The 14,730-nt window shown below is 42.4% G+C and carries 12 protein-coding genes; 11 read left to right on the top strand and 1 reads right to left on the bottom strand.

Annotated features, from left to right (window positions below):
- Positions 1 to 79: 79 nt before the first annotated feature.
- The 6 genes from HNR31_RS02190 to yihA all read left to right on the top strand — a co-directional run bounded on the left by HNR31_RS02190 (position 80) and on the right by yihA (position 9,098).
- On the top strand, positions 80 to 1,066 hold the full coding sequence (locus tag HNR31_RS02190; RefSeq protein ID WP_181554609.1) for a tetratricopeptide repeat protein: 987 nt from the start codon (positions 80 to 82) through the stop codon (positions 1,064 to 1,066).
- A gap of 158 nt (positions 1,067 to 1,224) precedes the next feature.
- A complete protein-coding gene (tig, locus tag HNR31_RS02185; protein ID WP_181554608.1) occupies positions 1,225 to 2,511 on the top strand; it encodes a trigger factor in 1,287 nt (428 codons plus the stop codon).
- Between the two features lie 230 nt (positions 2,512 to 2,741).
- On the top strand, positions 2,742 to 4,007 hold the full coding sequence (clpX, locus tag HNR31_RS02180; RefSeq protein ID WP_181554607.1) for an ATP-dependent protease ATP-binding subunit ClpX: 1,266 nt from the start codon (positions 2,742 to 2,744) through the stop codon (positions 4,005 to 4,007).
- Between the two features lie 114 nt (positions 4,008 to 4,121).
- Complete coding sequence (gene lonB / locus HNR31_RS02175; RefSeq protein WP_181554606.1) at positions 4,122 to 5,789, top strand: ATP-dependent protease LonB; 1,668 nt, start codon at positions 4,122 to 4,124, stop codon at positions 5,787 to 5,789.
- Positions 5,790 to 6,195: 406 nt separating this feature from the next.
- Positions 6,196 to 8,520 carry an endopeptidase La gene (gene lon / locus HNR31_RS02170; protein WP_181554605.1) on the top strand — a complete coding sequence of 775 codons (2,325 nt, stop codon included), beginning with the start codon at positions 6,196 to 6,198 and terminating at the stop codon, positions 8,518 to 8,520.
- The gene (gene yihA, locus HNR31_RS02165; RefSeq protein WP_181554604.1) at positions 8,517 to 9,098 is read left to right on the top strand and encodes a ribosome biogenesis GTP-binding protein YihA/YsxC; all 582 of its coding nucleotides are present in this window, start codon (positions 8,517 to 8,519) and stop codon (positions 9,096 to 9,098) included. Before lon ends, yihA begins: the two co-directional genes overlap by 4 nt.
- A 47-nt stretch (positions 9,099 to 9,145) precedes the next feature.
- Here the strand turns inward: yihA and HNR31_RS02160 are convergent, their stop codons facing one another.
- Positions 9,146 to 9,631 (bottom strand): LiaI-LiaF-like domain-containing protein, encoded by a 486-nt coding sequence (locus HNR31_RS02160; RefSeq protein WP_181554603.1) that lies wholly within the window; start codon positions 9,629 to 9,631, stop codon positions 9,146 to 9,148.
- 197 nt (positions 9,632 to 9,828) lie between these two features.
- Between HNR31_RS02160 and hemA the strand changes: the two genes are divergently transcribed.
- Genes hemA through hemB form a run of 5 tightly spaced genes read left to right on the top strand, consistent with a single transcriptional unit; the run spans position 9,829 to position 14,720 of the window.
- Positions 9,829 to 11,160: a glutamyl-tRNA reductase gene (gene hemA, locus HNR31_RS02155; RefSeq protein WP_181554602.1), complete on the top strand. Its 1,332-nt coding sequence runs from the start codon at positions 9,829 to 9,831 to the stop codon at positions 11,158 to 11,160.
- 16 nt (positions 11,161 to 11,176) lie between these two features.
- Positions 11,177 to 12,010, top strand: a complete 834-nt coding sequence (ccsA, locus tag HNR31_RS02150) for a cytochrome c biogenesis protein (RefSeq protein WP_181554601.1) — start codon at positions 11,177 to 11,179, stop codon at positions 12,008 to 12,010.
- A gap of 14 nt (positions 12,011 to 12,024) precedes the next feature.
- A complete protein-coding gene (gene hemC, locus HNR31_RS02145; protein WP_181554600.1) occupies positions 12,025 to 12,960 on the top strand; it encodes a hydroxymethylbilane synthase in 936 nt (311 codons plus the stop codon).
- On the top strand, positions 12,957 to 13,718 hold the full coding sequence (locus tag HNR31_RS02140; protein WP_181554599.1) for a uroporphyrinogen-III synthase: 762 nt from the start codon (positions 12,957 to 12,959) through the stop codon (positions 13,716 to 13,718). Before hemC ends, HNR31_RS02140 begins: the two co-directional genes overlap by 4 nt.
- A 24-nt stretch (positions 13,719 to 13,742) precedes the next feature.
- Complete coding sequence (gene hemB / locus HNR31_RS02135; protein WP_181554598.1) at positions 13,743 to 14,720, top strand: porphobilinogen synthase; 978 nt, start codon at positions 13,743 to 13,745, stop codon at positions 14,718 to 14,720.
- Positions 14,721 to 14,730 lie beyond the last annotated feature (10 nt).

Raw genomic sequence — 14,730 nt, 5'->3', positions numbered from 1 at the left:
GTTAGCTTTTTTATTTCCACTTGTATCCTTCATGAAATCTTGATACACTGATAAGCAAATTGGATTGCGGTGAATGAATATGAAAAAGAACAAAGGAAATATTATTCAATTTCCAAAATTACGAGAACGGTTACTTGAAAGAGGAATAGAGGCGTTACAAGCAAAACAGTATCGGGAGGCGCTTCGCTTTTTCTATGAAGCGGATGACATCGAACCGAACGATCCAGAAGTGGAGCTTAGTATCGTCGTTTGTTTATTTGAATTGGGGGAGCTAGAAGAAGCAAAACAGCGTTGTCAATTGATGCTTCAAGATGGAAGGGGAGACGATATACAGCTTTTGCAAATATATTTGTCGATTTTAATCCATTTACAACAATATGAACAAGTAGAGGAAACGGTTCAAGCGGCTTTGCAAAAGCGCGCTCTTCCTTCTTCCGTTCGCGAACATTTCACCCGTTTGCTTCACTTGAGCCAAAAAATGAGCGAACACCCATTGCCGTTTTCAGACAATGAGGATATTCGCCTATTAACCGAGTCAGAAAATGCCGCTGATCATATGAAAGTCATCGAGCAGCTTGAAAATGAAGATATTACTCCGATTCTTCCGGTTTTGACACAATATTTAACTGATGAAAGTTATAATCCGATAACCAAAACGATGATTTTGCGTTTGCTTACATTAAAACAGGTGAGAGATACAGTGACGATAAAAAAATTTGGCGACACGATGACAGTCATACCAGCCATGCTCGATGAATCGATAGAGACTCATTTTGCTGCGGATGTATTACAACTGCTCGAACACCATTTAGCAAGCGAGAATCCAAGTTTATATGAAATTGCTGCGCATATTTGGCTTCGCTACGTATACATTCTTTACCCATTTTCTCCTACACAGACATCCTGTAAGCAATGGGCGGCAGCGGTTCATACAGTCGCTTGCCAGTTTCAAGGAGTATCGATACCTATCGAAGAAATCGCTCAGCTCTATCATGTAAGTCTTGAAGATATAAAGCCGCTTTGCAAGAAACTCTATGAAATAGAAGAAATTTCTTATCTTAAATAGGCAGTTTATATTGAAACATCGTTGTTGTATGTTATAATATAATGGTTGTATTACGCATATGTTTTTACTATTTTATCTACATACATGATAGGATATAAAGATCATGAACATGTATTCATGATCTTATTCATGAATGATTTTTTGTTGGAGGGAACAATATGTCAGTAAAATGGGAAAAACTAGAAGGGAACGAAGGCGTTCTTACTGTAGAAGTAGATGCCGAAAAAGTCAATCAAGGGCTGGATGCCGCATTTAAAAAAGTAGTAAAAAACGTTAGTCTTCCAGGGTTCCGCAAAGGAAAAGTGCCTCGTGCTCTATTTGAAAAACGCTTTGGTGTGGAAGCGTTATATCAAGATGCGCTTGACATTTTATTGCCAGAAGCGTATGCGAAGGCAGTAGAAGAAGCAGGTATTGAGCCTGTTGATTATCCACATATTGATATCGAGCAAATGGAAAAAGGAAAAAGCCTTATTTTCACAGCGAAAGTAACAGTAAAACCAGAAGTGAAATTAGGTCAATATAAAGAGCTTGAAGTTGAAAAAGTGGATGCAACTGTTACGGACGAAGATGTTGAAAACGAATTAAAACGTCTTCAAGAAAATTATGCGGAACTTGTCGTCAAAGAAGACGGGAAGATCGAAAACGGTGATACAGCCGTTATCGATTTTGAAGGATTTGTTGACGGAGAGCCATTCGAAGGCGGAAAAGCGGAAAACTATTCTCTTGAAATCGGTTCTGGCACATTTATTCCTGGTTTTGAAGACCAATTAATTGGTTTAGAAGCCGGAGCGGAAAAAGACGTTGAAGTGACATTCCCAGAAGAATATCATGCCAAAGAATTAGCTGGCAAACCAGCGACATTCAAAGTAAAAGTGCATGAAGTGAAAACAAAACAGCTTCCAGCACTTGATGACGAATTCGCAAAAGATGTTGATGATGAAGTCGAAACGCTAGAGCAGCTGAAAGAAAAAATTCAAAAAAGATTAGAAGAAGCGAAAAAGAATGAAGCAGAAGCAGCTCTTCGTGACGCTGTCGTCGAAAAAGCGGCAGAAAACGCAGAAATCGACATCCCAGAAGCTATGATTAAAAATGAAACAGACCGCATGTTACGCGAATTTGAACAACGTTTGCAAATGCAAGGCTTGAACCTTGAACTTTACTATCAATTCTCCGGTCAAGATGAAGCGGCGCTGCGTGAGCAAATGAAAGAAGATGCTGAAAAGCGTGTCCGCATTTCCTTGACATTAGAAGCAATTGCAAAAGCGGAAAACATTGACGTGACAGATGAAGAAGTAAATGCAGAACTTGAAAAAATGGCAGAAGCTTATAATTTATCTGTCGACCGCCTCAAACAGCTACTCGGCAGCACGGAAGGCGTCAAAGAAAATTTAAAATTCCAAAAAGTAGCAGATTTTCTTGTGGAACATAGCAAAGCTGTTGCATAATAATAAATAAGGAACAAGGCGCGAAATCGTTCGTGCCTTGTTCTTTCATACAATTACAGTATGTGATTTTAAATTTTCTAACTTTTCTAATACATTCCAATTTTTTTATTAGCGTTTTTGTGATGGTTTATGATAAAATGACGAGTACATAAGTTTTACAATTAACGTTTTGTGGAAAGGTTAAATAAAGTACATACGATTGCGTGATTTTGATAACAAGGGGTGAAAGTATGTTTAAATTTAATGACGAGAAAGGACAGTTAAAGTGTTCTTTCTGCGGAAAAACACAGGATCAAGTCCGCAAACTTGTTGCTGGTCCTGGTGTATACATATGCGATGAATGTATTGAACTATGTACAGAAATTGTGGAGGAAGAATTAGGAAACGAAGAGGAAATCGAATTCAAAGATGTTCCAAAGCCAAAAGAGATTCGCGAAATTTTAGATGAATACGTCATCGGACAGGACGAAGCGAAAAAGTCGTTAGCGGTTGCTGTGTATAACCACTACAAACGCATTAACTCGAACAGCAAAATTGACGATGTAGAATTATCGAAAAGCAATATTTTAATGATTGGGCCAACAGGAAGCGGAAAAACGTTACTCGCACAAACATTGGCGCGTATTTTAAACGTTCCATTTGCGATTGCCGATGCAACATCGTTAACCGAAGCGGGATATGTCGGGGAAGACGTTGAAAATATTCTTTTAAAACTTATTCAAGCGGCCGACTACGATGTGGAAAAGGCAGAAAAAGGAATTATTTACATTGACGAAATTGATAAAATTGCCCGCAAATCTGAAAACCCATCGATTACGCGTGACGTATCCGGAGAAGGAGTACAACAGGCGCTGTTAAAAATTTTAGAAGGAACCATTGCAAGCGTTCCACCACAAGGGGGGCGCAAACATCCGCATCAAGAGTTTATTCAAATCGATACAACGAACATTTTATTTATTTGCGGTGGAGCGTTTGATGGCATTGAACCAATTATTAAACGTCGCTTAGGTAAAAAAGTGATCGGTTTTGGAACTGACATTCAGCAAGAGAATATCGACGAAAAAAGCTTGTTGTCAAAAGTGTTACCGGAAGATTTATTAAAATTTGGATTAATCCCAGAATTTGTTGGGCGCTTGCCGGTGATTACGAGTCTAGAACCGCTTGATGAACAAGCATTAGTGGACATTTTAACAAAGCCGAAAAACGCTATTGTAAAACAATATCAAAAAATGTTGGAACTAGATGAAGTGGAGCTTGAATTTGAAGAGGAAGCGCTACGAGAAATCGCGAAAAAAGCGATCGAACGCAAAACGGGCGCACGTGGTCTTCGCTCCATTATCGAAGGGATTATGCTTGATGTCATGTTTGAACTCCCTTCCCGCGAGGATGTGCAAAAGTGTGTCATTACGGCGGAAACGGTGCGTGGAAATATGCCGCCAAAGCTCATTCGTCATGACGGTACGGTCGTTGAACAAGAAAGAAAAACATCCGCTTAGCACTAAAGGAGGCTGCCTTAACAAAAGAAGGCAGTCTCTTTTTTGTTTATTCCTGCCCGAAGGCGGAGATACTATACATACTACATAACTTAGAGGGCAGGAGGATTTTGGCTAATGAATTGGACGAACGTTGCTTTATTGGTACAACTATTTTTCGGGGTTGTCATTGGTATCTATTTTTGGAATTTATTAAGAAATCAACGAACCCAAAAGGTTTCCATTGATAAAGAATCGCGAAAAGAAATGGAACAACTGCGGAAATTACGTTCGATTTCGTTAACAGAGCCGCTTGCAGAAAAAGTGAGACCAAAGAGCTTTGAAGACATTGTCGGACAAGAGGATGGCATTAAAGCATTAAAGGCAGCACTATGCGGTCCAAACCCGCAACATGTCATTATTTACGGACCGCCGGGGGTCGGGAAAACTGCAGCTGCACGTCTTGTGCTGGAAGAAGCGAAAAAAAATCCACTTTCCCCTTTTAAAAAGAACGCGGTCTTTGTAGAATTAGATGCGACGACGGCACGATTTGATGAACGTGGTATTGCCGACCCGTTAATCGGTTCTGTTCACGATCCGATTTACCAAGGAGCAGGCGCGATGGGACAAGCTGGAATTCCGCAACCAAAACATGGAGCAGTCACACATGCCCATGGCGGCATTTTATTTATTGATGAAATCGGTGAGCTCCATCCGATTCAAATGAATAAATTGCTAAAGGTGCTCGAAGACCGGAAAGTGTTTTTTGAAAGTGCGTATTACAGTGAAGAAAATCCACAAATCCCAACCCATATTCACGATATTTTTCAAAATGGCTTGCCGGCGGATTTCCGACTCGTCGGGGCAACGACAAGAACGCCAAACGAAATACCGCCAGCGATTCGCTCGCGTTGTCTAGAAGTGTTTTTCCGCGAGCTTGACCAAGATGAAATTGCGCTTATCGCGCGAAAAGCGGCGGAGAAAATTCGCTTAAACGTGTCCGAAAATGGCATTCGTATCCTTGCCTCTTATGCCCGAAATGGTCGCGAAGCAGTGAATATGATGCAAATCGCTGCCGGAATCGCCATTTCAGAAAAACGTGAAATGATTCTTGATAAAGATATTGAGTGGGTCATTCACTCTAGCCAATTATCACCGCGATATGAAAAGAAAATCGCCGATACATCGATGGTTGGATTAGTCAACGGATTAGCGGTGTACGGTCCAAATATGGGGGCGCTGTTAGAAATTGAAGTAACAGCATTGCCGACGAAAGAAAAAGGAACGATTAACATCACCGGCATTGTGGAAGAAGAAAGCATTGGCGGACGAGAAAAATCAATTCGTCGAAAAAGCATGGCGAAAGGATCAATCGAAAATGTCATTACCGTTTTGCGGGCGATGGGTGTTCCGGCTGATCATTACGACATTCATGTCAATTTTCCTGGAGGAATTCCGATCGACGGACCATCAGCCGGAATTGCGATGGCGACTGGGATTTACTCCGCCATCTACGGTCTATCGGTTGACCGAACGATTGCGATGACTGGGGAAATTAGCATCCATGGTCACGTCAAACCCGTCGGTGGGATTTTTCCAAAAGTGAAAGCGGCGAAACAAGCGGGAGCGAAAAAAGTCATTATTCCGTTTGACAATATGCAGTCGATTTTACGGGAAATCGAAGGAATTGAGATTATTCCAGTTCATCATTTAGAGGAAGTATTTTCTGTTGTCTTTAAAAAAGATGATAAGCAAAATAAGGTCGTTCCTGCGACGTCGAACCATTCAGAAACGAAATCAGTGTAAGCAGATACTTGCTCGACTTCGACTTGGCAAACCGTGATGTCGAAGTCGGCTTTTCTTTGTAAAATGAAAATGCAATGTGAAAGTTATATAGAGCTACCTTTTTGGTTTGTCCCTTCCGTGCTGGCTTTCTTTCGTGAAATCATCTTATCTTACATCTTGTAAAGTGAGGATGAGGAACATTTTACTTCAAAAGAGAAGTGTTCCCCTTTGCTTTTTTGTGATTGCCTAGTTCGGGGGCCAGCTTTTTTGTGCCAAATAACATTCATCCTCGTGAGAAGCAAGAACGACGAACATTTGGCTTCGAGTGCTATTTTCACCGCCACAGCTTTTCGGCTTGCATACAATTTTACAAACATACTGCTGTGCTATACAATAGACGAATAGAAGTGAGTTGGAGGTGTTCGCCATGGCGAGAAAGAAAGAAATCATCGTACCCCTCCTTCCATTGCGTGGCTTACTTGTTTTTCCGACGATGGTGTTACATTTGGATGTCGGTCGTGAAAAATCGGTTCAAGCATTGGAAAAAGCGATGGTGGAGGATCATACGATTTTGCTTATATCACAAAAAGATGTTTCCATTGACGAACCAAGCATTGACGATATGTATGAAATGGGGACATTGGCGCGCGTGAAACAATTGCTCAAACTGCCGAATGGAACGTTTCGCGTTTTAGTCGAAGGAATTGTTCGTGCGAAAATTGTTGCTACGGTCAGTGAAGAGCCATGTTTTATTGTTAAGGTAGAAAAGTTTGTTGATCGAGCGGCAAAAGATTTAGAAGATGAAGCATTAAAGCGAACGATGCTAGAGTATTTTGAACAATACATAAACTTATCCAAAAAATTATCGGCAGATATTTATGCTTCGATTGCCGACATTGATGAGCCGGGACGAATGGCGGATATTATCGCTTCGCATCTGCCGCTGAAACTCGAAGAAAAGCAAGACATCTTGGAAACGGTGGACATAAAAGAACGCGTTCATAAAATTATTCGAATCCTTCATAACGAAAAAGAAGTGTTGCAGCTCGAGAAAAAAATTAGTATGCGCGTGAAACAATCGATGGAGCGGACACAAAAAGAATATTATTTACGTGAACAAATGAAGGCGATTCAAAAAGAGTTAGGTGAAAAGGAAGGAAAAACAGGGGAAGTCGAAGCGCTCAAAGAGAAAATCGAAGCAGCTGGCATGCCCAATCATGTCAGAGAAACTGCCTTAAAAGAGTTAGAACGATATGAAAAGATTCCGGCGACTTCCGCTGAAAGTGCCGTTATTCGCAACTATCTTGATTGGCTTCTTGCTCTTCCATGGACGAAGCAAACAGAAGACATTCACGATATAAAACGGGCGGAAACGATTTTACACGAAGAGCATTACGGTCTTGAAAAGGTAAAAGAACGGGTGCTTGAATATTTATCGGTACAGCAATTAACGAAATCGTTAAAAGGACCGATTCTTTGCTTAGCTGGACCACCGGGAGTAGGAAAAACATCGCTAGCTCGTTCGATCGCCAAGTCTCTGAATCGCCATTTTGTCCGCATTTCCCTAGGAGGGGTTCGCGATGAATCGGAAATACGCGGACATCGCCGTACCTATGTGGGGGCGATGCCGGGGCGAATCATTCAGGGAATGAAAAAAGCAGGAACGATTAATCCTGTATTTTTGCTTGATGAAATTGATAAAATGTCAAGCGATTTTCGCGGGGATCCGTCAGCTGCGCTTCTTGAAGTGCTAGATCCTGAGCAAAATCATGCATTTAGCGACCATTATATTGAAGAGCCGTATGATTTATCGAAAGTGATGTTTATCGCAACGGCTAACAACTTAGCGACGATTCCACAACCGCTCCTGGACCGAATGGAGATTATTACGATTCCGGGTTACACGGAAGTGGAAAAGCTGCATATTGCCAAACAACATCTTCTTCCGAAACAAATGAAGGAACATGGATTGAGAAAATCGGGCTTACAAATGCGCGATGAAGCGATATTGCACATCATTCGCTATTATACGCGGGAAGCCGGTGTGCGCGAGTTAGAGCGGCAGCTGGCAGCAATTTGTCGGAAAGCTGCGCGCCTTATTGTATCGGAAGAAAGAAAACGTGTCATTGTGACCGACAAAAACTTGGAAGACTTTTTAGGAAAGCGAAAATATCGTTACGGTCAAGCTGAGTCGGAGGATCAAGTCGGAGTTGCGACAGGGCTGGCATATACGCCGTTTGGCGGTGACACCTTATCCATTGAGGTTTCGCTATCGCCGGGAAAAGGAAAATTAGTGTTAACGGGTAAATTAGGCGACGTGATGAAAGAATCAGCCCAAGCAGCGTTTAGTTATGTTCGTTCCCGTGCGAAAGAACTTGGAATTGACCATGATTTTTACGAAAAATATGATATCCATATTCACGTTCCAGAAGGAGCTGTGCCAAAAGATGGGCCATCTGCCGGCATTACGATCGCCACAGCGCTAATTTCCGCGTTAACAGGGCGACCAGTAAGCCGATTTGTCGGCATGACCGGAGAAATTACGCTGCGTGGTCGCGTGCTGCCGATCGGCGGATTAAAAGAAAAGACGTTAAGCGCCCATCGCGCCGGACTGAAAAAAGTCATTTTGCCAAAGGAAAATGAAAAAGATTTGGAAGATATTCCGGAAATCGTGAAAAAAGATTTGGAATTTGTTCTTGTATCCCATTTAGACGAAGTACTACAACATGCATTGGTAGGGGAGAAACAATGAAGGTAACGCATGCAGAAATGGTCATTAGCGCTGTTAAACCGGAGCAATATCCAGATAGCACATTGCCTGAATTTGCGCTAGCGGGGCGCTCTAATGTAGGGAAATCTTCATTTATTAACAAAATGATTAACCGAAAGAACTTAGCACGCACGTCCTCAAAGCCAGGGAAAACACAAACATTGAACTTTTATCTCATTAATGAATCGCTCTATTTTGTCGATGTTCCCGGTTACGGTTTCGCGAAAGTGTCCAAACAAGAGCGAGAAGCATGGGGGAAAATGATTGAAACGTATTTGACGACAAGAGAGCAATTGCGTGCGGTCATTCTCATTGTCGATTTACGTCATTCACCAACAAAAGATGATGTGATGATGTACGAGTTTTTAAAGCATTATGACATTCCGGCCATCATTATCGCGACGAAAGCGGATAAAATTCCGAAAGGAAAATGGCAAAAACACTTGAAGGTTGTTCGTGAAACGCTGAATATCGTTGATGGAGATGAACTTGTTCTCTTTTCAGCTGAAACCGGTCAAGGAAAAGACGAGGCGTGGGCCGTATTGCAGCGCTTTATCTAAGCCGGAAAAACACCAGCTCATGAAAGTGGCTGGTGTTTTTGTATGAATTATTTCCTTTTTATCAATAATATGTATATGCCAGAAATAATTAAGCCAATCGGCCAAAAATTCCAAAGAAACGTAATGCCATTTTCAACAACATGAAACAAGCGGCTCCATCGCTCAGAAAACAAAATAATGCATGCGAGGGCAAAAAAGAATAAGCTTTGTATGAACCCTGATTTCATTTTTCGCGAACTTAGTAAAAACGCTACAGCGATGATAAAGAAAAACATTCCGACGTTATTCGGCCAACGTTTTGACAATTGAATGAGAAGAAAATGAAGGCCAAAGCCGAACAAAATCGTTCCTGGAAAAATGTGCTGGTATTCACGCGCAGAATACGCTTGTCCAAGCAGGGCGATGCCGAAAATGACGAAAAGGGTTGGCCATCCTTGAAAGGCGCTCAACAACGGAAGCTGGAGCTGATTTATTAAAAAATAAGCGCCTAATCCAATGAGCGTAATTCCAGTGAAAATTCCTTGCTTTTTCATCGGTTCCTCCTTGTTTTCCAGTGAGCGTTGTTTGCTGAATGTCGATTTTTTTGTTAAGGTGAATGTGGAGATGTACTGTATAAAAGTTTATCATACGCTTTCAAATTGTGTTCACATTTTTTTCGGTCAAAGTGAGATATACATGCTATAATAAAATGAGATAGCTAGCACTTTTGATTGAGGGGGTATAAGAGAAAGTGCATATTATTGTCGTTGGCGTAAACTATAAAACGGCCCCTGTCGAAATTCGTGAAAAACTGACGTTTAACGAATCGGAACTGGTCGAAGCAATGAAGATGTTACAACAACAAAAAAGCATTTTAGAAAATGTCATTGTTTCTACATGTAATCGCACGGAAATTTACGCTGTTGTCGACCAGTTGCATACTGGGCGTTATTATATAAAATCGTTTTTAGCTGATTGGTTTCAACTGGAAAAAGAAGAGTTGACTCCATACTTAAAAGTTTTAGAAAATGAGGCGGCAGTCGAGCATTTATTTCGCGTCGCCTGTGGGCTCGATTCGATGATTTTAGGGGAGACGCAGATTTTAGGACAAGTGCGTTCAAGCTACCTTCTTGCCCAACAAGAACAGACGATTGGAACGGTGTTTAAACAGCTATTTAAACAAGCGGTTACGCTTGCGAAACGCGCTCATTCAGAGACGGAAATCGGATCTAATGCGGTTTCGGTAAGCTACGCCGCCGTTGAGTTGGCAAAAAAGATTTTTGGAGACTTATCGACAAAACACGTCCTCATTTTAGGTGCAGGGAAAATGGGCGAATTGGCCGTACAAAACCTTTACGGAAGCGGCGTGAAAAAAGTAACGGTCATCAACCGTACGTTTGAGAAGGCGCAACGGTTAGCAGAGAAATTTCTTGGAGAGGCAAAGTCGCTTTGTGAGTTGCAATGCGCTCTTATCGAGGCAGATATTTTAATCAGTTCGACCGGTGCAAAAGATTATGTCATTACAAAAGACCTGATGGTTCACGTTGAAAAAATGCGGAAAGGCCGTCCGCTGTTTATGGTCGATATTGCCGTTCCGCGCGATTTAGATCCGGCGTTAGCGGAACTTGAAAGCGTCTTTTTGTATGATATTGACGACTTAGAAGGAATCGTTCAGGCGAATTTAGCGGAGCGGAAAAAAGCAGCCGAGCAAATTGAAATGATGGTTGAGGAAGAGCTTGTTGAATTTCAACAATGGCTTCATACGCTTGGCGTCGTTCCTGTTATTGCTGCACTTCGTGAAAAAGCATTAGCGATTCAAGCGGAGACTATGCAAAGCATTGAACGGAAGCTCCCGCATTTATCAGAGCGCGATCGGAAAGTGTTGAATAAGCATACAAAAAGCATTATCAATCAATTGTTGCGCGATCCGATTTTGCGTGCGAAGGAATTAGCGGCAGAGCCAAATGCGGAAGAGGCGCTCCGATTGTTTACGAAGATTTTTAACATTGAAGAGGCCGTACAAGCGCAAAAGCAAGCAAAAGGCGATGGTGAACGCTCGATTGCGCCATCTCTACAGTCATAAGAGAGGATTTTGACGAATGTTAGAGATGAGTATGACACGATTGTATGAGCTGTCGGTAATTTTGTATGCAATGTCTGTGTTGCTGTATTTTATAGATTTTCTGCATCATAACCGGAAGGCGAACCGCATTGCCTTCTGGTTGCTTTCTATTGTCTGGATTTTTCAAACATTTTTTTTCATGTTCCGCATTGTTGAAACAGGACGATTTCCAATTTTAACGATGTCGGAAGGACTCTATTTTTATGCATGGGTATTGATTACGTTGTCGCTTGTGATCAATCGGGTGCTGCGCGTTGATTTTATCGTATTTTTTACGAATGTATTAGCCTTTTTTATTTTAGCGGTTCATACGTTCGCCCCAAGCCATCACCAGTCAGCGGCCGCGGCGGAAAAATTAATTTCTGAACTGCTCATGATTCATATTACGATGACGATTTTAGCGTATGGGGCGTTTTCCCTTTCGTTTGTTTTTTCCATTTTATATATTATTCAATACAATTTATTGAAACAAAAAAAATGGGGGAAACGGTTATTACGAATGACTGATTTAACGAAATTAGATTACATGTCATACGTTTTAAATCTCATTGGATTGCCTATGTTGTTATTAGGGCTGATTCTTGGGGTTATTTGGGCGTACATTAAAATTGACCATTTTCACTGGTATGATGCCAAAGTATTAGGGTCTTTTTCGGTTCTCGCGGTTTACAGCATTTACTTTTACAAGCGTGTCGTTCAACAAGTGCAAGGAAAGGCAATCGCAATTTGGAACATTGGCTCTTTTTTATTTCTATTAGTCAACTTTTTCTTATTCGGCAGTTTATCAAAGTTTCATTTTTGGTACTCGTAGTGGAGGAATAGAAAATGCGAAAAATTATTGTCGGTTCACGGCGCAGTAAGCTCGCACTAACACAGACAAATTGGGTGATTTCAAAATTAAAACAGTTAGGAGCGCCGTTTGAATTTGAAGTGAAAGAAATCGTCACAAAAGGGGACGAAATTTTACATGTAACTTTATCGAAAGTCGGAGGTAAAGGGTTATTTGTCAAAGAAATTGAACAAGCGATGCTGCGCGGCGATATTGATATTGCTGTACATAGTATGAAAGATATGCCGGCTGTGTTGCCGGACGGATTAATGATCGGGTGTGTGCCTGTCAGAGAAGATCATCGCGATGTCATCATTAGTAAAGATCATGTTTCTTTTTTTGACTTGCCGAGCGGTGCGGTGATTGGGACAAGCAGTTTGCGGCGTTCCGCTCAGCTTCTTTCGAAACGGCCAGACCTTGAAATCAAATGGATTCGTGGCAATATTGATACGCGTCTAGCAAAACTACAAAGTGAAGACTATGATGCCATTATTTTGGCAGCAGCCGGATTAGTGCGAATGGGATGGGCAAGAGATGTCATCACCGACTATTTGCCGATTGATGTTTGTCTTCCAGCCGTCGGTCAAGGCGCGCTGGCGGTGGAATGCCGTGAAAACGATACAGAGTTATTACAATGGTTACGGAAATTGAATGATGTGGAAACGGAGCGAGCGGTGAAAGCAGAGCGCGCCTTTTTACATCGAATGGAGGGTGGCTGCCAAGTTCCGATTGCCGGATATGCTTATATGAACGAGCAAAAAGAGATCGTATTAACTGCACTCGTTGCGTCTCCAGACGGTAAAGAGCTGTACAAAGAAGTCGTTGCCGGAGCGAACCCGGAAGAGGTGGGGACAAAAGCGGCAGATCTGCTTATCCAGCGCGGCGCGAAAACGCTGATTGACCGTTTGAAAGAGGAGCTCGAGACGCAATGAAGCTCCACCCGTTACGTGGAAAAACCGTTCTTGTGACAAGAGGAAAGGAGCAGGCGCAAGCTTTTTCAGACAAGCTTAGACAAGTCGGGGCCATTCCGATTGAAATTCCGCTTATCTCCTTTTCCGCTTCTGAACATAACGAACAGATTGGACAGTGCGTCCGTGAGCTGTATCGTTACGATTGGCTCATTTTCACAAGCGCTAACGGTGTGCGCTTTTTCTTTCCGTTTATCAAACCAGGCACGAAGCTTCCGAAAGTGGCAGTTGTCGGAAAAAAAACGGCGACGGCTTTAGAAAAGCACGGCATTCAGCCTGATATTGTGCCGGATGAGTTTGTCGCTGAAGGATTAGTCGAAGCATTAAAGCCAATCATCCAGCCGAACGAACGCATTTTGCTCGTGAAAGGGAATTTGGCGCGTCCCATATTAAAAGAAGCACTCATTCGGATAGGAGCAACCGTCACTGACCTCGTTGTTTATGAAACGAAAATTAATGAAAGCGGAAAGGAACAGCTTATCGATTTGTTGCAGAAGCGAGCGATTGATGTCATTACGTTTACGAGCTCATCGACTGTTCAAAGCTTTATGCGCATGCTGGACGAAGTGGACTGGGTTCCGCTCCTTGAGCAGTGTGTCATTGCTTGCATTGGTCCGGTGACGAAACAGGCAGCCGAGAAAGCGGGATTACGTGTGCATATTTGTCCAGAGCGTTACACGATTGATGATATGATAAAAGAGATGGGGACTTATTTTTCCTAAAACGAATCATAGGGGGAAGACAAAATGAATTCATTACACTTTGATCGTCATCGTCGGTTGCGGCAAACAGCGAATTTACGAGCAATGGTGAGAGAAACGCATCTTCATGTCGAGGATCTCATTTATCCGATTTTTGTTGTCGAAGGAAAAGAAACGAAACAAGAAGTGCGGTCCATGCCGGGAGTATACCAGCTTTCACTCGATCATCTCAATGATGAAATCGCTGAAGTCGTCGAGTTAGGCATTAAATCCGTCATCGTGTTCGGTGTGCCGGCAGAAAAAGATGAAGTCGGTTCGCAAGCATACTGTGAGCATGGAATTGTGCAACAGGCGATTCGGCAAATCAAAGCACACTATCCGGAGCTAGTGGTGATTGCCGATACATGTCTATGTGAATACACAAGCCACGGCCATTGCGGCGTTATCGAAAACGAGCAAGTTGTAAATGACCCATCGCTCGAGCTGCTTGTAAAAACAGCGGTCAGCCAAGCGAAAGCAGGAGCAGATATCATCGCTCCTTCAAACATGATGGATGGCTTTGTTGCGGCGATTCGTCAAGGATTAGACGAAGCCGGATTCACTCATGTGCCGATTATGTCGTATGCAGTAAAATATGCTTCTGCTTTTTATGGACCATTCCGCGATGCGGCTGATAGCGCTCCACAGTTTGGTGATCGGAAAACGTACCAAATGGATCCGGCCAACCGTCTTGAAGCATTTCGCGAAGCGGAATCCGATGTGCGCGAAGGAGCCGACTTTTTAATGGTGAAACCGGCGCTCGCTTATTTGGATATCATCCGCGATATGAAAAACCATTTCCATCTTCCGATTGTTGCTTACAATGTAAGCGGCGAGTATTCGATGGTGAAAGCGGCAGCGCAAAACGGATGGATCAATGAAAAAGAAATTGTTATGGAAATGTTAATCGGCATGAAACGGGCGGGAGCCGACTTAATTTTAACGTACTTTGCGAAAGATGTAGCTCGTTGGTTAAACGAATAGAAAGGGGAGC

The organism is Thermaerobacillus caldiproteolyticus (assembly GCF_013761245.1).
GTDB classification, from domain to species: domain Bacteria; phylum Bacillota; class Bacilli; order Bacillales; family Anoxybacillaceae; genus Thermaerobacillus; species Thermaerobacillus caldiproteolyticus.
The sequence above is the reverse complement of the archived record's forward strand: the minus strand, read 5'-3'. Positions and strand labels throughout refer to the sequence as shown.

Bases quoted from the DNA above. Each gene is read 5' to 3' on its own strand.
- HNR31_RS02190 (WP_181554609.1), top strand. From the start codon at position 80: ATGAAAAAGAACAAAGGAAATATTATTCAATTTCCAAAATTACGAGAA.
- tig (WP_181554608.1), top strand. From the start codon at position 1,225: ATGTCAGTAAAATGGGAAAAACTAGAAGGGAACGAAGGCGTTCTTACT.
- clpX (WP_181554607.1), top strand. From the start codon at position 2,742: ATGTTTAAATTTAATGACGAGAAAGGACAGTTAAAGTGTTCTTTCTGC.
- lonB (WP_181554606.1), top strand. From the start codon at position 4,122: ATGAATTGGACGAACGTTGCTTTATTGGTACAACTATTTTTCGGGGTT.
- lon (WP_181554605.1), top strand. From the start codon at position 6,196: ATGGCGAGAAAGAAAGAAATCATCGTACCCCTCCTTCCATTGCGTGGC.
- yihA (WP_181554604.1), top strand. From the start codon at position 8,517: ATGAAGGTAACGCATGCAGAAATGGTCATTAGCGCTGTTAAACCGGAG.
- HNR31_RS02160 (WP_181554603.1), bottom strand. From the start codon at position 9,631: ATGAAAAAGCAAGGAATTTTCACTGGAATTACGCTCATTGGATTAGGC.
- ccsA (WP_181554601.1), top strand. From the start codon at position 11,177: ATGTTAGAGATGAGTATGACACGATTGTATGAGCTGTCGGTAATTTTG.
- hemC (WP_181554600.1), top strand. From the start codon at position 12,025: ATGCGAAAAATTATTGTCGGTTCACGGCGCAGTAAGCTCGCACTAACA.
- HNR31_RS02140 (WP_181554599.1), top strand. From the start codon at position 12,957: ATGAAGCTCCACCCGTTACGTGGAAAAACCGTTCTTGTGACAAGAGGA.
- hemB (WP_181554598.1), top strand. From the start codon at position 13,743: ATGAATTCATTACACTTTGATCGTCATCGTCGGTTGCGGCAAACAGCG.